This window comes from Citrobacter sp. RHBSTW-00986, assembly GCF_013783065.1.
Lineage (GTDB): Bacteria > Pseudomonadota > Gammaproteobacteria > Enterobacterales > Enterobacteriaceae > Citrobacter > Citrobacter braakii.
In genome coordinates this window covers 1-21,502 of record NZ_CP056200.1, presented here as the reverse complement: position 1 = coordinate 21,502, position 21,502 = coordinate 1, and the positions used below count along the sequence as shown (strand labels likewise).

At 53.5% G+C, this 21,502-nt stretch carries 21 protein-coding genes and 1 other annotated feature; of the genes, 7 read left to right on the top strand and 14 right to left on the bottom strand.

The annotated features are described in order from the left end of the window. Window positions 1-17 precede the first annotated feature (17 nt). A complete protein-coding gene (gene emrD / locus HV345_RS00105) occupies window positions 18-1,202 on the top strand; it encodes a multidrug efflux MFS transporter EmrD (protein WP_046276195.1) in 1,185 nt (394 codons plus the stop codon). Here the strand turns inward: emrD and HV345_RS00100 are convergent. After that, window positions 1,129-2,211: a cellulase family glycosylhydrolase gene (locus HV345_RS00100; RefSeq protein WP_181636126.1), complete on the bottom strand. Its 1,083-nt coding sequence runs from the start codon at window positions 2,209-2,211 to the stop codon at window positions 1,129-1,131. The two genes, emrD and HV345_RS00100, sit on opposite strands and share 74 nt — an antisense overlap. A 78-nt stretch (window positions 2,212-2,289) precedes the next feature. Further along, window positions 2,290-3,216 (bottom strand): DNA-binding transcriptional regulator DsdC, encoded by a 927-nt coding sequence (gene dsdC, locus HV345_RS00095; RefSeq protein ID WP_016155054.1) that lies wholly within the window; start codon window positions 3,214-3,216, stop codon window positions 2,290-2,292. A gap of 229 nt (window positions 3,217-3,445) precedes the next feature. On the opposite strand from dsdC, the gene dsdX reads away from it, so the two are divergent. Both dsdX and dsdA read left to right on the top strand, forming a co-directional pair. Further along, window positions 3,446-4,783: a D-serine transporter DsdX gene (dsdX, locus tag HV345_RS00090; RefSeq protein WP_016157809.1), complete on the top strand. Its 1,338-nt coding sequence runs from the start codon at window positions 3,446-3,448 to the stop codon at window positions 4,781-4,783. Between the two features lie 17 nt (window positions 4,784-4,800). Continuing rightward, window positions 4,801-6,123, top strand: coding sequence for a D-serine ammonia-lyase (dsdA, locus tag HV345_RS00085; protein WP_181636125.1), 1,323 nt, complete (start codon window positions 4,801-4,803; stop codon window positions 6,121-6,123). A gap of 12 nt (window positions 6,124-6,135) precedes the next feature. Here dsdA and HV345_RS00080 read toward each other — a convergent pair whose 3' ends face one another. The 3 genes from HV345_RS00080 to HV345_RS00070 are packed head-to-tail and all read right to left on the bottom strand — an operon-like array spanning window position 6,136 to window position 7,944. Next, window positions 6,136-7,248, bottom strand: coding sequence for an anaerobic sulfatase maturase (locus HV345_RS00080; protein ID WP_181626761.1), 1,113 nt, complete (start codon window positions 7,246-7,248; stop codon window positions 6,136-6,138). After that, window positions 7,245-7,607 carry a DUF202 domain-containing protein gene (locus HV345_RS00075; RefSeq protein ID WP_019078012.1) on the bottom strand — a complete coding sequence of 121 codons (363 nt, stop codon included), beginning with the start codon at window positions 7,605-7,607 and terminating at the stop codon, window positions 7,245-7,247. The genes HV345_RS00080 and HV345_RS00075 overlap by 4 nt, the downstream gene beginning before the upstream one ends. Further along, window positions 7,597-7,944: a YidH family protein gene (locus tag HV345_RS00070; protein WP_016157812.1), complete on the bottom strand. Its 348-nt coding sequence runs from the start codon at window positions 7,942-7,944 to the stop codon at window positions 7,597-7,599. Before HV345_RS00070 ends, HV345_RS00075 begins: the two co-directional genes overlap by 11 nt. Window positions 7,945-8,051: 107 nt before the next feature. Between HV345_RS00070 and HV345_RS00065 the strand changes: the two genes are divergently transcribed. Further along, window positions 8,052-8,501 (top strand): hypothetical protein, encoded by a 450-nt coding sequence (locus tag HV345_RS00065; RefSeq protein WP_131405456.1) that lies wholly within the window; start codon window positions 8,052-8,054, stop codon window positions 8,499-8,501. A gap of 67 nt (window positions 8,502-8,568) precedes the next feature. On the opposite strand, the gene HV345_RS00060 is transcribed toward HV345_RS00065, so the two are convergent. Continuing rightward, the gene (locus HV345_RS00060) at window positions 8,569-10,230 is read right to left on the bottom strand and encodes a putative transporter (RefSeq protein ID WP_181636124.1); all 1,662 of its coding nucleotides are present in this window, start codon (window positions 10,228-10,230) and stop codon (window positions 8,569-8,571) included. Window positions 10,231-10,301: 71 nt separating this feature from the next. On the opposite strand from HV345_RS00060, the gene HV345_RS00055 reads away from it, so the two are divergent. Next, on the top strand, window positions 10,302-10,523 hold the full coding sequence (locus tag HV345_RS00055; protein WP_131380377.1) for a hypothetical protein: 222 nt from the start codon (window positions 10,302-10,304) through the stop codon (window positions 10,521-10,523). Here the strand turns inward: HV345_RS00055 and ibpB are convergent. Both ibpB and ibpA read right to left on the bottom strand, forming a co-directional pair. Then, window positions 10,512-10,940 (bottom strand): small heat shock chaperone IbpB, encoded by a 429-nt coding sequence (ibpB, locus tag HV345_RS00050; RefSeq protein WP_003827096.1) that lies wholly within the window; start codon window positions 10,938-10,940, stop codon window positions 10,512-10,514. The genes HV345_RS00055 and ibpB overlap by 12 nt on opposite strands. Window positions 10,941-11,032: 92 nt before the next feature. Next, window positions 11,033-11,446 (bottom strand): small heat shock chaperone IbpA, encoded by a 414-nt coding sequence (gene ibpA / locus HV345_RS00045; protein ID WP_003023882.1) that lies wholly within the window; start codon window positions 11,444-11,446, stop codon window positions 11,033-11,035. After that, window positions 11,440-11,512, bottom strand: a sequence feature (ROSE (Repression Of Heat Shock gene Expression) occurs in the 5'-region of heat shock genes and acts as an RNA thermometer to modulate expression.). (Overlaps the previous gene by 7 nt.) A 236-nt stretch (window positions 11,513-11,748) precedes the next feature. Here ibpA and HV345_RS00040 point away from each other — a divergent pair. Beyond that, the gene (locus HV345_RS00040; protein WP_016155062.1) at window positions 11,749-12,084 is read left to right on the top strand and encodes a YceK/YidQ family lipoprotein; all 336 of its coding nucleotides are present in this window, start codon (window positions 11,749-11,751) and stop codon (window positions 12,082-12,084) included. Between the two features lies 1 nt (window position 12,085). Here HV345_RS00040 and HV345_RS00035 read toward each other — a convergent pair whose 3' ends face one another. Beyond that, window positions 12,086-13,312, bottom strand: a complete 1,227-nt coding sequence (locus HV345_RS00035) for a DUF3748 domain-containing protein (RefSeq protein WP_181636123.1) — start codon at window positions 13,310-13,312, stop codon at window positions 12,086-12,088. 99 nt (window positions 13,313-13,411) lie between these two features. Here HV345_RS00035 and cbrA point away from each other — a divergent pair, with 99 nt between their 5' ends. Further along, a complete protein-coding gene (gene cbrA, locus HV345_RS00030) occupies window positions 13,412-14,530 on the top strand; it encodes a colicin M resistance lipid reductase CbrA (RefSeq protein ID WP_181636122.1) in 1,119 nt (372 codons plus the stop codon). A gap of 4 nt (window positions 14,531-14,534) precedes the next feature. Here cbrA and yidA read toward each other — a convergent pair whose 3' ends face one another. From yidA to dnaA, 5 genes are all read right to left on the bottom strand, one after another. Then, window positions 14,535-15,347 (bottom strand): sugar-phosphatase, encoded by an 813-nt coding sequence (gene yidA / locus HV345_RS00025; RefSeq protein WP_016155065.1) that lies wholly within the window; start codon window positions 15,345-15,347, stop codon window positions 14,535-14,537. Between the two features lie 130 nt (window positions 15,348-15,477). Beyond that, on the bottom strand, window positions 15,478-17,892 hold the full coding sequence (gene gyrB / locus HV345_RS00020) for a DNA topoisomerase (ATP-hydrolyzing) subunit B (RefSeq protein ID WP_016157816.1): 2,415 nt from the start codon (window positions 17,890-17,892) through the stop codon (window positions 15,478-15,480). 28 nt (window positions 17,893-17,920) lie between these two features. Then, a complete protein-coding gene (gene recF / locus HV345_RS00015) occupies window positions 17,921-18,994 on the bottom strand; it encodes a DNA replication/repair protein RecF (RefSeq protein WP_016155067.1) in 1,074 nt (357 codons plus the stop codon). Next, window positions 18,994-20,094, bottom strand: a complete 1,101-nt coding sequence (gene dnaN / locus HV345_RS00010; protein WP_016155068.1) for a DNA polymerase III subunit beta — start codon at window positions 20,092-20,094, stop codon at window positions 18,994-18,996. Before dnaN ends, recF begins: the two co-directional genes overlap by 1 nt. Window positions 20,095-20,098: 4 nt before the next feature. Next, complete coding sequence (gene dnaA / locus HV345_RS00005) at window positions 20,099-21,502, bottom strand: chromosomal replication initiator protein DnaA (RefSeq protein WP_016155069.1); 1,404 nt, start codon at window positions 21,500-21,502, stop codon at window positions 20,099-20,101.

The window sequence follows — 21,502 nt, the reverse complement described above, 5'->3', positions numbered from 1 at the left end:
TAAAAGTAATCAGCGAAATGAAAAGGCATAGAAGCGTCAATTTGTTGTTGATGTTGGTATTACTGGTGGCGGTAGGTCAGATGGCGCAAACCATTTATATCCCCGCGATTGCTGATATGGCGCGTGAACTGAACGTTCGCGAAGGAGCGGTGCAAAGCGTAATGGCCGCCTACCTGCTGACCTACGGCCTGTCACAACTGTTTTACGGCCCACTTTCCGATCGCGTTGGCCGCCGTCCGGTGATCCTCGCCGGAATGTCTATTTTTATGCTGGCCACGCTGGTCGCGATTACCACCCACAGCCTGACGGTACTGATTATCGCCAGTGCAATCCAGGGCATGGGCACAGGCGTCGGCGGTGTAATGGCGCGAACCTTACCGCGCGATCTGTACGAAGGCACGCAGCTGCGCCACGCGAATAGTTTGTTAAACATGGGAATTCTGGTGAGTCCGCTGCTGGCCCCGCTGATTGGCGGCATGCTGGATACCCTGTGGAACTGGCGCGCCTGTTACATCTTCCTGCTGGTTCTGTGCGCGGGCGTCACGTTTAGCATGGCGCGCTGGATGCCGGAAACGCGTCCTGCAGGCGCACCGCGTCCACGCCTTATCGCCAGCTATAAAACGCTGTTTGGTAACAGTTCTTTCACCTGTTACGTGCTGATGCTGATCGGCGGCCTGGCGGGCGTTGCGGTCTTCGAGGCCTGCTCCGGGGTATTGTTGGGCGCAAGGCTCGGTTTAAGCAGCATGGTGGTCAGTATCCTGTTTATTCTGCCCATCCCGGCGGCATTTTTCGGCGCCTGGTTCGCCGGTCGCCCGAATAAGCGTTTCTCGACGCTGATGTGGCAGTCGGTTATCTGCTGTCTGGTAGCCGGTTTAATGATGTGGATCCCGGGTCTGTTTGACGTGATGAACGTCTGGACGCTGCTGATTCCCGCCGCACTATTTTTCTTCGGTGCCGGGATGCTGTTTCCGCTGGCAACCAGTGGCGCAATGGAGCCTTTCCCATTCCTGGCAGGCACTGCCGGTGCGCTGGTTGGGGGATTACAGAATATTGGTTCCGGCGTGCTGGCGTGGTTCTCTGCAATGCTGCCGCAGACCGGGCAAGCCAGTCTGGGCCTGCTGATGACCCTTATGGGACTGTTGATTTTTGTTTGCTGGCTTCCGCTGGCGTCACGCGTATCGCATCAGGGGCAGGCGGTTTAAGCGTATGATGGCCCGGCTTATCGCCGGGCTTTTCGCATTCAGGCGCGATCATCGTCGTCAGTAACGGCTCCAGCGCCGGACGCCAGGCGCCTTCCTCGCCATCATAAAACTGCGTATCCGCATTGATAGCATAGGGAATTTTCGCTTTTTTCAGTTCGCACGCCATAAATCGGGCAAACGCCATTTGCGAGGCAGAAGGCGCGTTCCTGATAGTTTCTCCTGGCGACCAGCCTCCCACCCAACTGACATGACCCGTTTTCTGCTGCCAGTGAATGGCGGTATTGATACGGGCGCGAATAGCGGCCTTTTCTGCCGCTGTGCCTGAGGTCCACGGATATTTACCATTATTTTTCAGCGGCCCCCACGGAAAAATATGCCATTGAGCCAGCACGGTATTCTGACTTTGCGGGGGCAGTTTCAGGTCAGGCAAATCTTCCGGCGCGGCGCGTAGTCGCGGCGCGATAAAAATCATCCGCTGCGGGTCGATGGCATGGACAGTACGAATGGTTTTGTCATACACCCGATTGAGCAATACCTGATTATGGTTGAGCTTATCAGAGGGTTCGTATATCAGGTCGAAACCCAGCAACGGCGAGCTTTGACCAAAGTAATGCGCCACCGCCACCCACCAGTTAACCACCTCTTTTTCGTTACCGGTACTGGGATCTTTTTTATATTCGTCAGCCTGATAGGCAATTATCGGGATCACGCCATACTGCTCGCAGGCTTCCACCAGCTTGCGCAGATGTATAAGCCGCGCCTCCGTGGGCTCTCCCGCCACGCGAATGCGCACGTGGGTTAACCCTTTCGCCTTGTAATCCCGCACCACCAGCGGATCGAATTCACGAATACCCCGATCGGTGCGCGCCCAGTCTACGTCCATCCCAACGCCAAGCTGCTGCGCATACTGCGCCGCGGTCAGCACAGGTTGCGCGGCACACACGGTGGCGCTGGCTAACAGTAAAAGGGAAACAATCGGCTTTAACACGGTCGTCCTTACGCAAATCATCAGGAGTGATATCACGTATTTAGCATGCTTTTTCACTTTGCGTGTAGCGAGAAAGCGTAAAAAATATTCGCGGCCCGCTTATTTAACCTGTTCCTGAAGCCAGCGAATAAACGCCTCGATTTTCGGCCACTGTCTGCCTGGCAGGGTGGTGATGTAGTAGTGCTGATGGCATTTCAGCGCCATATCGCCAAAAGGAGCAACCAGCTCTCCGCTGTCGAGGCGTTTTTGCACCAGCCGCTTTCGGCCCATCGCCACGCCGATATGATTCATCGCCGCAATCACCGCCAAATCAGAACGATCGAAACCAATTCCCGACGATGTCGGCAGATTCACCGAAAAATGCTGCGCCCAACTGTGCCATTCATCGGTCCCGGAGTCGTTACTCCACGCCTGTCTGTCATGCAGCAACGTACAGTGCGGTAAATTCACCAGCGAACCGGTTAGGTCATGGCGGCGAGCGTAGTCCGGGCTGCATACCGGCAGGATCTCTTCATCCATCAGGAAGTGGTGCGTGAGCTGCGCGGAGGGTGCGTCGTCAAAATAGATAGCCAGATCGACCCCGGCACGCTGCAGATTGACGTTGTCGTTCCCGGTCAGCATGGTCAGCGAAATCGACGGATAGCGACGGGTAAAGTCGCCGAGCGCCGGAACCAGCCAGCACTGAGCGATAGAAGGCCGTGAGTACACAGTAAGGGTCCCGGACAACTCCTGATTTTTAATATCAAGGATTTCCTGATTCAGCGTATCCAGCGATGATTTCAGCGCCCAGAACACCCGCTTGCCCTCGTGGGTGAGTTCCACTTTACGATGCGAACGAACAAACAGCTGAATACCCAGCTCATCTTCCAGCTGATTAATGCGATGGCTGACAGCGCTGGGGCTTAATGACAGCTCATCTGCCGCCAGCGCAAACGACTGATGTCGGGCCGCCACTTCAAAGGTATACAGCTTTGACAACTGCCAGCCGTTGAGCAGCCGATTTCTGACCTCGCGTAAGGGATCCATGTTCACCTCCTGTCCTCCTGATTCATTCGCCGGAGTGTAAAAAAGTTCGCTGCAAAAATCAGCACAAAGATGAATCAAGGTGAACCATATCGCATAAACAAAGCGTAATTAGACGTAAATCACCTACTTGATGCAATCTAGCTCATGTGAAAGGGGATTTATATCGTTTGTCAGACCATGCCTTATTTTTGTCCAATAACCCTATATTAATCACAGGGCAAGGTGAGTTATGCACTCTCAAATCTGGGTTGTGAGCACGCTGCTGATAAGCATCGTGTTAATCGTTTTGACCATCGTGAAGTTCAAATTCCACCCGTTTCTGGCGCTGCTGTTAGCCAGCTTCTTCGTGGGTACGATGATGGGTATGGGGCCGCTGGATATGGTCAATGCCATTGAGAGTGGCATCGGCGGTACGCTGGGCTTCCTCGCCGCGGTTATCGGTCTTGGGACCATTCTTGGCAAAATGATGGAAGTGTCCGGCGCGGCCGAACGTATCGGCCTGACGCTACAGCGCTGTCGCTGGCTTTCCGCTGACGTCATTATGGTACTGGTCGGGCTGATTTGCGGGATCACACTGTTTGTTGAAGTCGGCGTAGTGCTGTTGATTCCTCTGGCCTTTTCAATTGCCAAAAAAACCAATACCTCGCTACTGAAGCTGGCGATTCCGTTATGTACAGCGCTGATGGCGGTACACTGCGTCGTGCCGCCGCATCCAGCCGCCCTGTTCGTGGCGAACAAGCTGGGCGCGGACATTGGCACCGTGATTGTCTACGGCTTACTGGTGGGCTTAATGGCCTCGCTGATCGGCGGTCCGCTGTATCTGAAATTCCTCGGTAACCGTCTGCCGTTTAAGCCGGTTCCGGCTGAGTTTTCCGACCTCAAGGTGCGCGACGAAAGTACGCTGCCATCGTTGGGCGCTACGCTATTTACCGTACTGCTGCCGATTGGCCTGATGCTGGTAAAAACCGTCGCTGAGCTGAACATGGCGAAAGGCAGCACGGTTTATACGCTGTTGGAGTTTATTGGTAACCCGATCACCGCGATGTTTATTGCCGTTTTCGTGGCCTATTACATTCTCGGCCTGCGTCAGCACATTGGCATGGGTGCGCTGCTGACCCACACCGAAAACGGTTTTGGCTCCATTGCTAACATTTTGCTGATTATCGGCGCAGGCGGCGCATTCAACGCTATCCTCAAGAGCAGCGGACTGGCGGATACCCTCGCGCTGATCCTCTCGAACATGCATATGCACCCGATTCTGCTGGCTTGGCTGGTGGCGTTAATCCTGCATGCTGCGGTGGGCTCTGCCACGGTGGCGATGATGGGTGCGACGGCAATCGTGGCCCCGATGCTGCCGCTCTACCCCAACGTTAGCCCGGAGATCATCGCCATTGCCATCGGTTCCGGCGCGATTGGCTGCACGATCGTCACCGATTCCCTCTTCTGGCTGGTGAAGCAGTACTGCGGCGCCACCCTAAATGAGACGTTCAAATATTATACGACCGCGACATTTATCGCGTCCGTTATTGCACTGGTTTGCACATTCCTGCTTTCCTTTATTATTTAAGCGCAAAGAGACTGACTATGGAAAACATTCAAACACTTATCGCCCAGCATCCTTTAGTGGAAGATCTGGTCGCTCTCAAGGAGACGACCTGGTTTAACCCTGGCACTACCTCTCTTGCGGAAGGTTTACCGTATGTTGGCCTGACAGAGCACGATGTTCAGGATGCCCACGCTCGTCTGACGCGCTTCGCGCCGTATCTGGCGCAGGCATTCCCGGAAACCGCAGCCACCGGCGGCATTATCGAATCTGAACTGGCCGCGATCCCAACGATGCAAAAGCGGCTGGAAAAAGAGTATGGGCAGCACATCAACGGCGAAATTCTGCTGAAGAAAGACAGCCATCTACCGATTTCCGGCTCAATTAAAGCGCGTGGCGGTATTTATGAAGTGCTAACCCACGCGGAAAAACTGGCGCTGGAAGCCGGTCTGCTGACCACACAAGACGATTACAGCATTCTGCTTTCGCCTGAGTTTAAACAGTTCTTCAGTCAGTACAGCATCGCCGTAGGCTCCACTGGCAACCTTGGGATGTCGATCGGCATTATGAGCGCCCGTATCGGCTTTAAGGTGACGGTTCATATGTCTGCCGACGCTCGCGCATGGAAAAAAGCCAAACTGCGCAGCCACGGCGTGACGGTCGTGGAGTATGAAGAAGATTATGGCGTGGCGGTTGAGCAGGGCCGTAAGGCGGCACAATCCGATCCGAACTGTTTCTTTATCGATGATGAAAATTCCCGCACGTTGTTTTTAGGTTATGCGGTAGCCGGCGAGCGTCTGAAGGCGCAGTTCGCGCAGCAGGGGCGCGTGGTGGATGCCGACCATCCGCTGTTTGTTTACCTGCCGTGCGGCGTCGGCGGTGGGCCTGGCGGGGTGGCGTTTGGCCTGAAGCTGGCATTCGGCGATAACGTGCACTGCTTCTTCGCAGAACCTACCCATTCACCGTGCATGCTGCTGGGGATTTATACCGGGCTGCACGATACGATTTCTGTGCAGGACATTGGTATCGATAACCTGACAGCGGCTGATGGGCTGGCGGTGGGCCGCGCGTCCGGCTTTGTTGGCCGAGCAATGGAACGTCTGCTCGACGGTCTGTACACCCTGGACGATCAGACTATGTACGACATGCTGGGCTGGCTGGCGCAGGAAGAAGGCATTCGCCTTGAGCCATCGGCGCTGGCCGGGATGGCCGGTCCGCAGCACGTTTGCGCTTCTGCTGACTATCAGCAAATGCACGGCTTCAGCGCGGAGCAGCTCAATAACGCCACCCACCTGGTGTGGGCGACCGGCGGCGGCATGGTGCCGGAAGCCGAAATGGCGCAGTATCTGGCCAAAGGACGTTAAACGCCGCTGAAATTAACGCAGCATCGCCATCAGTTCCATCGGTGAGCGATGTTGCTTCAGAAGGTCACGCATCACGCGCATATGCGGCGCGGTATGATTGAAGAAAGCGCTGTATCCGCCGCAAATCGCACTCTTTCCACTGCTGTCGCGATGCTTTGGGCAATCACCATGGCAAAAGCGTAATAGCGAACACGCCTGGCATTCCGCGCTCAGCGTGGTTCTCTTGGACTGACCAAACGCCGCTGCCCTCGGGCTGGCGTTGAGCTCACTCAACGACGTGCGATGAATATTACCCAGGCGAAAATCTGGGTGGACATAGTGATCGCACTGATACAAATCGCCATTCGCTTCCAGAGCAAAAGCATGTCCGCAGGTGGAGCTTAGCGAACACATCTGCGCCGGGTGTCCGCACCATACGCCCAGAGTTGAATCAAATAACTGGATGAATACGCGGCCAATATCCTCTCTGACCCAGATATCAAAGACGGAATTCAGGAAGGTTCCCCACGCCTGAGGCGGGACGGATTCGGCGGTAAGCTCGCCGTCTTCATCATATTCAACCAGCGGAATGAACTGCAAAAAAGGCGTGCCAAGCTGGCGAAGGTAGCGATACATCAACTCAGGTTGCTGGCTGTTCAGAGAATTAACCACTACCAGCAGATTGAACTCCACCTGATGCTTACGGAGCCTGGCAATGGCGTCCACCACCTTATGGTGAGTCGGTTTTCCGCTGCGGTTAACACGATAAGCATCGTGCAACTCGGCGGGGCCATCCAACGAAATCCCCACCAGCCAGCCGTTATCGTGCAAAAACTGACACCATTCGTCGTTGAGCAAAATCCCGTTGGTCTGGAACGCGTTATGGATTTTCTTCCCTTCCCCGTACTGTTTTTGCAACGTCACTACGCGGCGAAAAAAGTCGATGCCACAGAGGGTTGGCTCTCCGCCCTGCCAGGCGAACATCACGTCAGCCCCCGGCTGTGCGGTGATATGCTGACGAATAAACGTCTCTAAGGTGGCGTCATCCATTTCGGGTTGAGTGGGTTTATCGATGTAAAAACAGTAACGACAATCCAGGTTACAACGAGAGCTGGCTGGTTTGGCCATGACCTGACATCCTGTCATGCTAAATTCCCGATAAACGCAATAAGTTGGCGGACATGCGTTACAGCAAACAGTATTGCGAGGGATAACACCGCGAGGGAGATCATAAATTTGTCACGCACCGCGCGAGATTCAGAAAAATCGCTATGCGTAACATCCATCAGATTACGGCTGCGGGTATAGCGCCACAGAACGATCGCCACCATCGCCAGCACCACAATTGAAACCCAAAACAGGAAGCCCGCCTGATGCCAGTTGTGCTTCAGCGCCAACGCCATTAGCGCGCCATAACCCAGAAGCGTACGAAACCAGGCCAGCGATGTTCGCTCCGGTTGTAACCCCGGATCGGCGATACGTCGCGACTTACGGCTATCCGGCATACAGTACCAGTCCCATGACAATCACCGCGACAATAAACAAAATCAGACTGATGATTAACAGGCTATGGGTATAGGGCAAATCCTCTTTCAGGCGCATCGCCCTCTCATTACGCAGCCAGCGCAGGTAGCCATAAATCGCCAGACCACCGGCAAACAGGCACAGCAACAGCGCCAAAAGCTCACGAATTACCGGCGTGGCAAAATCCGGAGCCAGTTGGTCGAGACCAACCCCCGCCGCCAGAAACCCCAGCGCGGTACGGATCCACGCCAGAAAGGTACGCTCATTTGCCAGTGAGAAGCGGTAATCCGGGGCTTCTCCAAGGCGGGAAATTTTCATCAGGACTCCTTTTTACTTTCACAGTTCAGCTGCAACGCTGCTCACTTTCAGAATTGCGAACATGGTATTGCTGATACTCTTTATGCCATCCAGCACAAGGAGGTCTGATGGACATATTATCGCAAAACAAATGTAGCTCATTGGGAATGCTTTTTGGCGCCATTGCGTTGATCCTTGGCATTTTTCATTTTTCTTTCGGCCCTTTTTCCGCCCCACCTCCTACGCTTGAAAGCGTGGTATTAGAGAAGGTATCTGCCGTTAAAAAAGGTATTCTTGCTGGACTGAAAGGCGAACAAGCGTCTGCCGCAGTGGAAAAACCAGCAACAGATATCGATAAGATACTGGATAACAGCGGCATTGCTCTTGCCGTCATCGCGCTGGTATGTGCATTTATTGGCGGCATGCGCAAAGAAAATCGTTGGGGTATTTGTGGTGCGATGTGCTTTGGTGGCGGAACGCTCGCCTTTCACGCCCTGCTTTTTGGTATTGGAATTATCTGCGCCATCATCCTGCTTATTCTGATCTTCTCCTTTCTCGGCAACGTTTCACCGGTTTAGTTTGCATGCCAGATGGCGACGTTCATCTTACCCGGCCTACAGGTGATGCAGGCCGGATACTCGCTCTTTAACCCATCCCCCAGAAAATCACCGCCAGCAGTTGCGGCGTGATAATTCGCAGGAACATCACCAGCGGATAAACGGTCGCATACGACAGCGCCGCCGCCCCGCTGGTGGCATGCAGGTTGTTAGCAAATGCCAGTGCAGGCGGATCGGTCATTGAGCCAGCCAGCATGCCGCACAGCGTGAGGTAGTTCATTTTGACGAAAATCCTCGCCAGCAGCCCCACGGTAATCAGCGGAATCGCGGTGATGAAAATACCGTAGCCCACCCAGCTCAGGCCATCCCCCTGCGTCAGGGTATGAACAAAATCACCGCCTGACTTCAGACCAACCACTGCGAGAAACAGCACGATACCCAACTCTCGCAGCGCCAGGTTAGCGCTGGGGGGCATAAACCAATACAGCTTACCAATGCTGCCAATACGCCCCAGGATCAACGCCATAATCAGCGGCCCACCGGCCAACCCCAGTTTTAGCGCCACCGGGAACCCCGGAATGAATAGCGGGATTGAACCCAGCAGAACACCCAGCCCGATCCCGATAAATACCGGCAGCATCTGCACCTGCTGCAGTTTTTGCTGGGCGTTACCCACCACATTGGCAACAGCATCAATCGAGGAAGGTCGACCGACCAGATTGAGGATGTCGCCAAACTGCAGGCTGGCGTCGCTGCTGGCTACCAACTCAACCCCCGCACGGTTCAGACGGGAGATAACCACGTCGTAACGTTCTTTGAAATGCAGGTCGCGGATTCGTTTCCCCAGCACCTGTTCGTTGGTCACCACCACGCGCTCAACGCGTAAATCGGTGCCTCGCGTCGACAGCGATGTGTCCACCTCCTGCCCAATCACCACCTGCGCGTTGTGCAGATCAGCAGGCTGACCAACCAGGTGTAGCAGGTCGCCCATCTGGATAATCGTCCCCGGCGACGGCACCATCAATGTTTCTTCACGTTTTAAACGTGAGCAGATAATTTTGTCGCTGTTCAGGATTGGGACATCATGAATCGCCATATTGTTGAGGTTCGGGTTTTCCACACGGATATTCATCGTCTGAATCAGCGCGTGTCCGTTGGTCAGCGTGGATTCATGCTGATGGGCTTCGGCATCGACGTTAACGCGAAAAATTAGGCGCATCAGCCACATAGTGAGCAAAATACCGCAGATACCAAAAGGATAAGCCATGGCATAGCTCATCCCCATCTGATCCACCACATCAACAGGAGTACCCAGATCGCGCAGAATCTGCTGCCCCGCGCCTAACGCCGGAGTATTGGTGACCGCACCGGAAAAAATGCCCAGCACCACGGGAAGGGGAATGGCAAAAATCTTATGCAGGATCGCGGTGACCAGGCCACCCATGATAACAATCAGCACGGCAAACAGATTCAGCCGCAGGCCCGAAACGCGCAGTGACGCAAAAAAGCCCGGCCCCACCTGAATACCGATGGTGTAGACGAAAAGAATCAGGCCAAATTCCTGAATAAAATGCAGCATGTCACCGCTCAGGGTCATCCCTGCCTGATCGACAAAATGCCCGACAATAATACCGCCGAACAGCACGCCTCCGATGCCAAAACCAACACCACGTATTTTTATGTTGCCGATCCATAATCCGACAACTGCCACCATTGCCAGAACGCTGACCGTCAATGCTATATCACTCATTTTCCTGTTCCCTGTGAATAACATTTTATTTAACGAAGATTATGACTGAACCGTTCAGGCATGAATGTAGAGTGGCGCACATTATCATGCTACAAAGCGCCCAGGAGCGCTTGAGAAGGGCGTTCTTTACTGTTTTTCTTCACGTCGATTTGAAATTGCTGAATGCTTTTTTCTGGCAATGGCAGCGCTTCCGGCATCCTGCCCTCCCAGATAATAGTTTCATGTGGGCTGACGCACAAAAAAGCCCCGTCATTTCTGGCGGGGCAAAGGCATGGAGCTATTTAACTGTCTAATGCGGGACGTTCGCTGATGGCGATACGTTGTGGAGCGATGGTTTCAGGTTCATTCCGGGTCAAATCGATATGCAGCAAGCCGTTAGTGAAGCTTGCGCCGGAGACTTCCATATTTTCAGCCAGCGTAAAGCTCAGGCTGAACGGCTGAGTGACCAGCCCCTGATGCAACCATTTGGTCTCTTTTTCCGGCTGCTGTGGCGTACCTTTCACGGTCAGGCGTGTGCCTTCCAGTTGAATATCCAGATCTTCCTGGCGGAAACCGGCTAACGCAAGGGTAATGCGGTAGTGGTTATCATCGCTCTTTTCGATGTTATAAGGCGGGAAGCTCTGGCTTTCGCCCGTGTTTTGCAAGGCATTGGCCAGTTTGTCAAAACCGATCCATTGACGCAGCAGTGGGGATAAATCGTAGTTACGCATAATAATCTCCTTCTAAGAAGCGAGTAAGTACCTTTTGGCTCCCTGACGGCAAGCCGATTGCTTAGCAGGGCCGCCTGAAGCGGCCCACAGAATTAGTTGATTTCAATGCGGCGCGGCTTATTCGCCTCGGGAATCACGCGTTCGAGATCGATATACAGCAGACCATTCACCAGGTTCGCGCCGCGAACATGAATGTTCTCCGCTAACTGGAACTTACGTTCGAAGTTGCGCTCGGCAATCCCCTGATACAGGTAAGTACGTTCTTTTTGATCGTCCGCATGGGCGCCTTTCACCACCAGCAGATTGTCCTGGGCAGTAATTTCCAGTTCGCTTTCAGCAAAACCAGCAACGGCAATCGCAATTCGGTAATGGTTTTCGTCTACCAGCTCAACGTTATACGGAGGGTAGCCGCCATTGCTCTGGCCCTGATTGTTTTCCAGCAGGTTAAACAGGCGATCAAAACCAATAGCAGAACGGTACAGTGGGGATAAATCAAAGTTACGCATAATCAATAGCTCCTGAAATCAGCGAGAATAATAGACCTTCCATCATGGACAGGTCAGGTAGCCAGGACACCCATCAGGCATGCCCTTCATTTGTCTACACTCTAAAAATGGGTCTTAATACAAACTTTTCAAGCGTATTCATCTGACTTTTTTTGCAGTTTGTTGTCTATTGCATACACTGGTGTGAGCAGTTGTTATCGTTAAATCGCGATAGCCGCCACAGTGTGACGAAATGGTGATGTTATTTTCGCAACGGATCGCTTTAACTCACCATGCAAACACAATAAATACAGATGAAAAAAATGATGATAAAAAAAATGTTGGTAACACTGACAATGTGCAGCGGGATGGCGTTTGTGAGCGGCTGTTCCAGCATTATGTCGCATACCGGAGGCAAAGAAGGGACATATCCTGGCACGCGCGCCAGCGCCACAATGATTAGCGAAAGTGATACAAACTGGGGAACCAAGTCACTGGCGATTCTGGATATGCCGTTTACCGCAGTACTGGATACAGTATTACTTCCGTGGGATCTCTTTCGCAAAGATAACTCGGTGAGATCCCGTGTAGAAAAAAGCGAGGAGAGAACGCAGGCCGCGAACGCCGTTATCCCTCCGGCTGAAATGCCTGCTCCTTAAGTTAACGCCCTGTCTCTGTCACCCACAACTGGCGGAAACCCTCGACGTCTTCCATCCACGCAACCTGTCGACCATCAGGAGAGAAGATGATCGCATCGCCCGATGGTGGGTTGCCGTGACGGTCCGTTAGAAAATCAACCTCTCCCGTCTGAGCATCACAACAAGCAATTTTGTTATCCAGTACAAACCCCAGCCATTTCCCTGACGGATGCCAGTTGAATGCTGACTGAATATCCGTGGCGCAGCGGGTAAGCTGACGCGGTTCTCCTCCTTGTGGGGAAATCAGCCACAGTTGCACAATGCCGACGTCATCACGCATTAAAAATGCAATCTCAGATGCCTTTGGATTACTGCGCACCCAATGGCGCGGCTGATTTACCAGACCGGGAAAGGCGCGTGCATGAGTAAACGTCAGGCGGCGTTGATAAATACCGAATGGCGGCGCAGGCATTGTTGCCTCAGTGCCCTCCAGCGGAGTGTCGCCCGGCTGTTTCCAGCCGCTTTCATCCTGTGGTAAATCAACAATAAATAACTCCGGCACTTTCTCGCCCGTGACTGATAACGTATCACCGATAAACGCCAGCCTGTTTTCCCCTACCCAGCCCTCTTCATAGGCGCGGTTAATCTCATCGCTACCCGGTTCAGGCGTGGGTGTCGTCTGGGTTACCAGCACGCACCAATGGCTCCCGCTGTACTCACGGGGATGCAGCGCGGAGACCGTCACCGGACCATAGGGCGCAGCCACACCGACATTGCGTAGATCCAGCGCCGGTGAGCGCTCATGCAGCACATGGTCGTTATAGGTGAAACTGACAAACTCGCCGCTCGGGCTAAATACATGCACATGACTACCGCCACGCAGCGCGCCCGGCGTATATGGGGCGGTAATATCCATTGCATCCAGATTCTCCACTTTTGCCTGCGTAGCTATCACCCCACGCCGATGATGGAAGTCGTAATACCATGTTTCATCAGGATTTTCAGGCCCATGAATAAACACATATTTTTCCAACTTTGGATGAACGGTCACCACGCCAACGTGCGATCCCTGCATGGCCCGATAAATCACCTCCAGCTCGCCAGTATGAATATTGACGCGCTCAATTGTGTCGCCGGTAAAAGAGGCACCGGAAGGGCGCACATCAAAGACCAGCCACTGGCTGTCCGGTGTCCAGGTATTAATATTGGTAAGCTGATGATTACGCGGCGTAAAGGTGATTTGCTTCATGGAATGCCCTGATACAAGACGATTTCAGCAATCATACTTCACAAGCACTTCACTTTCAGGCTTTAGCGTATCGCCATCTTCATTTTTGCGGACAGAAAGATGGAACATTTTGACGTAGCCATTATCGGGTTAGGCCCGGCAGGCGCAGCGCTGGCGCGGCAGTTGAGTGGGAAAATGCGCGTGATCGCGTTGGATAAAAAACACCAGTGCGGCAACGAAGGTTTCACCAAACCCTGCGGCGGTCTGTTGGCCCCGGATGCCCAGCGTTCGTTTATCCGCGACGGGATAACCTTACCCGTTGATGTCATCGCTAACCCACAGATATTTAGCGTTAAAACAGTTGATGTTGCAGCCTCTTTGACGCGTAACTACCAGCGCAGCTACATTAATATCAACCGCCATGCTTTTGATTTATGGCTTAAATCTCTCATTCCTGATGATGTACAGGTGTACCACGACAGCCTGTGTCGGAAAATCTGGCGCGAGGGCGATAAATGGCATGTCATCTTCCGCGCCGACGGTTGGGAGCAGCAGATCACCGCGCGTTATCTGGTGGGAGCCGACGGCGCGAACTCACTGGTACGCCGTCATCTCTATCCCCGGCACCAGATCCGTAAATATGTTGCTATTCAACAATGGTTTGCGGAAAAGCATCCCGTCCCGTTCTATTCCTGCATTTTTGATAACGACGCAACCGACTGTTATTCCTGGAGTATCAGCAAAGATGGCTATTTTATCTTTGGCGGTGCCTACCCGATGAAGGACGGCCAGGCGCGCTTTGACGCGCTGAAAGCGAAGATGGAAGCGTTCCAATTTCAGTTCGGCAAACCGGTGAAAAGTGAAAAATGTACTGTGCTGTTTCCTTCACGCTGGAAAGACTTCGTCTGTGGCAAGGACAACGCATTTTTGATTGGCGAAGCGGCCGGTTTTATCAGCGCCAGCTCACTGGAGGGGATTAGCTATGCGCTGGACAGCGCGGAGGCGCTCAAATCTGTATTGTTGCGGGATGCACCAGATATGAATCACGCTTACCGCAATGCCACCCGCAAGTTACGTCTCAAACTGTTTGGCAAAATCCTGAAAAGTCGGGCCCTGACGTCGGCGTTTTCCCGTAAATGGATAATGCGCAGCGGCGTGGCGCATATTCCTCAAGGTGACCACTCAGTATCACAACTAATTGCTGAAACAGGGCAAACGCGCCAAGGCATTTGCCCATAACATCTTATTTCAGCGCAAACTTCTCAATGGCATACGCGACGCCATCTTCAAGATTAGATTTCGTCACAAAGTTGGCGATTTCTTTGACTGACCCAATAGCGTTGTCCATGGCAACGCCCACGCCTGCGTATTCAATCATCGCGATGTCGTTTTCCTGATCGCCAATCGCCATCACCTCTTCAGCTTTTATACCCAACGCATCGGCCAGCGATTTCACGCCAGTCCCTTTATTGACGCGTTTATCGAGGATTTCGAGGAAATACGGTGCACTTTTCAGCACGGTGTACTTCTCTTTTACTTCCGCAGGTATGCGCGAGATAGCTTTATCGAGGATCTCCGGCTCGTCAATCATCATCACTTTCAGGAACTGGGTTGCGGGATCCATTTTCTCGGCTTCACAGAACACCAGCGGAATCGTCGCAACAAACGATTCATGCACCGTGTAGTAGCTGATATCACGGTTCGCGGTATACAGGGTGTTGCGATCGAGAGCGTGGAAATGCGAGCCAACGTCCCGGGAGAGCTGCTCCAGATAACGATAATCATCATAGCTCAACGCGGTTTGCGCGACAGTACTGCCATCCCCTGCTTTCTGCACTAGCGCGCCATTGTAGGTAATGCAGTAGTCACCGGGTTCTTCCATATGCAATTCTTTCAGATAGCTGTGGACGCCGGCATACGGGCGCCCCGTGGTCAGCACCACATTTACGCCACGCGCGCGCGCTGCGGCAATCGCCGTTTTGACCGCGGGTGAAATGGTGTGATCGGGCAGCAGAAGTGTGCCATCCATGTCGATAGCAATAAGTTTGATAGCCATGAGTTCCCCGGATTAAATGAGTCCGTCCTCATGCTAACGCGATTCCGCTCAAAAAACAGCTACGAAAAGGGGGATAGAAAGGGGAATCGAGATTCCCCTTTTGCAGGACGGTTGTAGAGCTGGGTGCAAGTTAGATATCGATGTTCGCCGCTTTCAGGGCGTTTTCTTCGATAAACGCGCGACGCGGTTCAACGGCATCGCCCATCAGCGTAGTGAACAGCTGGTCGGCGGCAATCGCATCCTTCACGGTAACGCGCAGCATACGACGGCTTTCCGGATCCATGGTGGTTTCCCACAGCTGATCCGGGTTCATCTCGCCCAGACCTTTATAACGCTGGATAGCGAGGCCGCGACGTGACTCTTTCTGCAGCCATTCCAGCGCCTGCTCAAAGCTGGCAACCGGCTGGCGGCGCTCGCCACGTTCGATAAACGCATCGTCTTCGATCAGCCCGCGCAGCTTCTCACCGAGCGTACAAATACGACGGTATTCGCCACCGGTAACAAACTCGTGGTCCAGAATATAGTCGGTATCCACACCGTGAGTACGGACGCGCACAATCGGCTCAAACAGGTTCTGCTCTGCGTTGTGGTGGATATCAAACTTCCACAGGCTGCCGTGCTGTTCTTTTTCGTTCAGCTCGGTAATCAACGAATTAACCCAGCGGGTAACGGTCTGCTCGTTCGCCAAATCAGCTTCCGGCAGCGTCGGTTGATAAACCAGTTCTTTCAGCAGCGCTTTCGGGAAACGACGTTCCATACGGCCAATCATTTTCTGCGTCGCGTTGTATTCAGAAACCAGTTTTTCTAACGACTCACCTGAAAGAGCAGGTGCGCTGGCATTAGTGTGTAGCGTTGCGCCATCCAGAGCGATAGAAATTTGGTACTGATCCATCGCTTCGTCATCTTTAATGTACTGTTCCTGCTTGCCTTTTTTCACTTTGTACAGCGGTGGCTGTGCAATGTAAACGTGGCCGCGTTCCACAATTTCCGGCATCTGACGATAGAAGAAGGTCAACAGCAGCGTACGAATATGCGAGCCGTCGACGTCCGCATCGGTCATGATGATGATGCTGTGATAACGCAGTTTGTCCGGGTTGTACTCGTCACGACCGATGCCACAGCCGAGCGCGGTGATCAGCGTTGCCACTTCCTGAGAAGAGAGCATTTTATCAAAGCGCGCTTTCTCGACGTTGAGGATTTTACCCTTCAGCGGCAGAATCGCCTGGTTTTTACGGTTACGGCCCTGCTTCGCAGAACCGCCCGCGGAGTCCCCTTCCACAAGGTACAGTTCGGACAGCGCCGGGTCGCGTTCCTGACAGTCCGCCAGCTTGCCCGGCAGGCCCGCTAAGTCCAGCGCGCCTTTACGACGGGTCATTTCACGCGCGCGACGTGCCGCTTCACGGGCACGTGCAGCATCAATAATTTTGCCAACGACAATTTTCGCGTCAGACGGGTTTTCCAGCAGGTATTCGCTCAGCAGTTCGTTCATCTGCTGTTCTACCGCCGATTTCACCTCAGAGGAGACCAGCTTGTCTTTGGTCTGTGAGGAGAACTTCGGATCCGGTACTTTCACGGAAACAACGGCAATCAAGCCTTCACGGGCATCATCACCGGTGGCGCTGACTTTGGCTTTTTTGCTGTAGCCTTCTTTGTCCATGTAGGCGTTCAGGGTACGGGTCATCGCCGCACGGAAGCCTGCAAGGTGAGTACCGCCGTCACGCTGCGGAATGTTGTTGGTGAAGCAGTAAATGTTTTCCTGGAAACCATCGTTCCACTGCAGCGCAACTTCAACGCCGATACCGTCTTTTTCGGTGGAGAAGTAAAAGATATTCGGGTGGATCGGCGTTTTGTTTTTGTTGAGGTATTCAACAAACGCCTTGATGCCGCCTTCGTAGTGGAAATGGTCTTCTTTACCATCGCGCTTGTCGCGCAGACGAATAGAGACGCCGGAGTTCAGGAACGACAGCTCGCGCAGACGCTTAGCCAGAATCTCGTATTCAAACTCAACGACGTTGGTAAAGGTTTCGTGGCTTGGCCAGAAACGTACCTGAGTACCCGTCGCTTCTGTTTCGCCGGTTACCGCCAGCGGCGCCTGCGGCACACCGTGCACGTAAGTTTGCTGATGCACTTTGCCTTCACGACGAATCACCAGCTCCAGTTTCTGTGACAGGGCGTTTACTACGGACACACCTACGCCGTGCAGACCACCGGAAACTTTATAGGAGTTATCATCGAATTTACCGCCTGCGTGCAGAACGGTCATGATAACTTCCGCCGCCGAAACGCCCTCTTCCGGGTGAATACCGGTTGGGATACCACGGCCATCATCGGTAACGGACACGGAGTTGTCAGCGTGAATCGTTACAACGATATCTTTACAGTGACCCGCGAGCGCTTCGTCGATAGCGTTATCTACCACCTCGAATACCATGTGGTGCAGACCGGTGCCGTCATCCGTGTCGCCGATATACATACCCGGGCGCTTACGCACCGCATCCAGTCCTTTCAGGACTTTGATACTGGAGGAGTCATAAGAATTCGACATCAACGTTTCTCGCTCATTTAAACTTGGGTTAATCCGTTATTTTACCCTTTTCCACGGTGAACATCTTCGAATTTTTGTCCGACATGTCCAGAACGTGTTCAGCGCTGATTGCGCTGACAAAGACCTGAGATTGCGTCGCTTTTAAGCGGCTGGCTAACAGCCCACGACGGGCATCATCAAGTTCAGAGGCAAAATCATCTATCAGGTAGAGACACCGCCGCCCACTTTCGCGGGTGAGGAACTCCCCTTGCGCCAGACGTAAGGCGCACATCAGCAGCTTTAGCTGCCCACGCGACAACGTGTCTTCCACCGGCGCACCGTCAGCGCGAATGCGAAAATCCGCTTTGTGCGGACCGTGTGCGGTGTAGGTCAACATGCGATCGCGTTCAAAACTGCGTTCCAGCACTTCGGCATAATCGGTCTCTTTCTCCCAGCCACGCTGGAATGAGAAGGAGAGAGAAAACTCGGGTAGAAACTGCTGACAGGTATCCGCCATATCCTGCGCGATACCGGCGCTGTACTCCGCGCGCCAGGTGCTGATTTGTTCCGCCAGCGGGATCAGTTCTTTATCCCACGGACGCAGTTGCTCATAACGACTCACCTGGCGCAGGGCCGCGTTGCGCTGCTTGAGCAGTCGCTTCAGATTGCTCCAGGCGGTGAAAAATCCGGCTTCATTGTGAAAGCATCCCCAGTCAAGGAATGCTCTTCTGTATTTGGGGCCGCCATTGAGTAAAGTAAACCCCTCTGGCGTGATCAGCTGCATTGGCATCAGGTGCGCCAGTTCCGCGACCTTGTGCCCGTCAGTGCCGTCAATGCGCACTTTGCTGTCGCCCAGTTTGTCTTTCGTCAGGCCAATCGATGTCTCACGCTCTTCCCCCTGCAAACGCCCGTGTAAAACAAACGACTCCTGCTCGTGGCGAATTACGCGGCCAATCTGCAAACTGCGAAACGCCCGGCCGTGGCCGAGCGTATAGATGGCTTCCAGCACGCTGGTTTTGCCGCTGCCGTTCGCGCCAACCAGGAAGTTAAAGCCAGGGGATAAAGCGAGATCCGCGCTTTCGATATTGCGAAAGTCGCGGATCAACAGACGGGTGAGCGACATTACAGTCTCATTGGCATAACAACATAAGCCGCGCTCTGGCTGGCAGCATCTTCAATCTGTACGCTCGATACGGAATCGGTCAGCAGAATACGAACGTTCTCGCACTTCAGCGCGTTCAGTACGTCCAGTACGTAGCTAACGTTAAAACCGATTTCCAGTTCGGTACCAGGATAGGAGACATCCAGAATTTCTTCCGCTTCTTCCTGCTCCGGGTTGTTGGCGGTGATTTTCAGCTGGTTTTCACTGACATACAGACGCACGCCGCGGAATTTCTCGTTAGAGAGGATCGCCGCACGAGCAAATGCCTGTTTGAGGATATCGCAACCGGCTTCTAGATGTTTGTCCGGATTCTTCGGCAATACGCGGCGATAATCCGGGAAACGGCCATCAACCAGCTTGGAGGTAAAGATGAAATCACCCACGTGCGCACGAATGTTGTTGCTGCCAATCTGCACGCGCAGCGGGTTGTCGCCGCCGTCGAGCATACGCATCAGTTCAATCACGCCTTTACGCGGAACGATCACCGAATGGCTGGGTAACTGCTGACCGACAGGCATTGAACAGACCGCCAGGCGGTGACCGTCGGTCGCCACGGTACGCAGCTCTTCTCCTTCGGTTTCAAACAGCATGCCGTTTAAGTAGTAACGCACATCCTGATGCGCCATCGAAAACTGCGTGGCTTCAATCAGGCGCTTCATCGTGGCCTGCGGCAGAGTGAATTCGACTTCGCTCTGCCAGTCGTCCAGATTCGGGAAGTCGGCGGCAGGCAGCGTAGACAGCGAGAAACGGCTGCGGCCAGAACGCACCAGCATGCGATCGCCTTCCAGTTGAACGGCAATTTCCGCGCCTTCCGGCAACCCACGACAAATATCGAAGAATTTACGCGCCGGAACGGTGGTCGCACCAGGTTCATGAGGCTGGATCAGCGCCACGCGCGCCACCATCTCCATTTCGAGATCGGTACCGGTCAGAGAAAGCGCACCGTCAGCAACCTGCAGCAGCAGATTTCCGAGAATAGGCAGTGTAGGACGTCCACCCAGCGGGCCGCTGACCTGCTGAAGCGGTTTTAATAAATGTTCACGTTCAACGGTAAATTTCATAGCGTCACGAAGATAATGTTCTGATTAAATTGGAGAAATCTTCTTTAATATCATGGCTTTCTTCACGCAACTGCTCAATCTTGCGACAGGCATGAAGCACGGTAGTATGGTCACGCCCACCAAACGCGTCGCCAATTTCCGGCAGACTGTGGTTAGTGAGCTCTTTTGCCAGCGCCATCGCCATCTGGCGCGGACGAGCTACCGAGCGAGATCGACGCTTAGAAAGCAGATCCGCAATTTTGATTTTGTAATACTCCGCCACCGTCTTCTGAATATTGTCGATGGTGACCAGCTTTTCCTGCAAAGCCAGCAGATCGCGCAACGCTTCGCGCACGAAATCGATGGTAATCGCCCGGCCGGTAAAATTAGCGTTGGCGATCACACGGTTCAGCGCGCCTTCCAACTCACGTACGTTAGAGCGTAGACGCTTGGCAATAAAGAACGCCACTTCACCCGGCAGACGAATGTCGTTTTCGTCGGCTTTTTTCATCAGGATCGCAACGCGCGTTTCCAGCTCAGGCGGCTCGATCGCAACAGTCAGTCCCCAGCCGAAGCGGGATTTCAGACGATCTTCAACGCCGTTGATCTCTTTCGGATAGCGATCCGAAGTCAGGATGATCTGCTGATTGCCTTCCAGCAGGGCGTTAAAGGTGTGGAAAAACTCTTCCTGCGATCGTTCTTTATTCGCGAAGAATTGGATATCGTCAATCAGCAGCGCATCCACGGAACGGTAGTAGCGTTTAAACTCTTCGATCGCGTTGTTTTGCAGGGCCTTAACCATGTCCTGCACAAAACGTTCGGAGTGCATATACACCACTTTCGCGTTTGGCTTACGCGCCATAATACCGTTACCGACAGCGTGCAACAGGTGGGTTTTACCCAGACCCGTACCGCCATAAAGGAATAACGGATTGTAGGCACCGCCAGGATTGTCCGCCACCTGACGTGCCGCCGCGCGCGCCAGTTGGTTAGATTTACCTTCAACGAAGTTATCAAACGTGTGTTTGACGTTGACGTTAGAACGATAGGTAGGTTCTGCCGGTGCCGGGACGTTATCCCAGCCTGAGCGCGCCGCCGGAGCGGCACGTTGCGGTTGCACTTGCTGAGCCACGTAAGCGGGCGCAACAACGTTGTTCACCGGCGTTTTCAGCGTTTGCGTGACGGGTTTAGTACCGACTTCAAAGCGCAGTTGCGGGGCATCCGCTCCACAGAAGTTATTGAGTAATCCATTAATATTATTAAGGTATTTATCCCTTACCCAATCAAGCACGAAACGGTTTGGCGCATACAAAGCCAGCGTGTTATCGCTCAGTTCCGCCTGCAACGGGCGTATCCACATACTGAACTCTGTGGCTGGTAACTCATCCTGCAATCGGGCAAGACACTGCTGCCAAAGCGAAAGTGACAC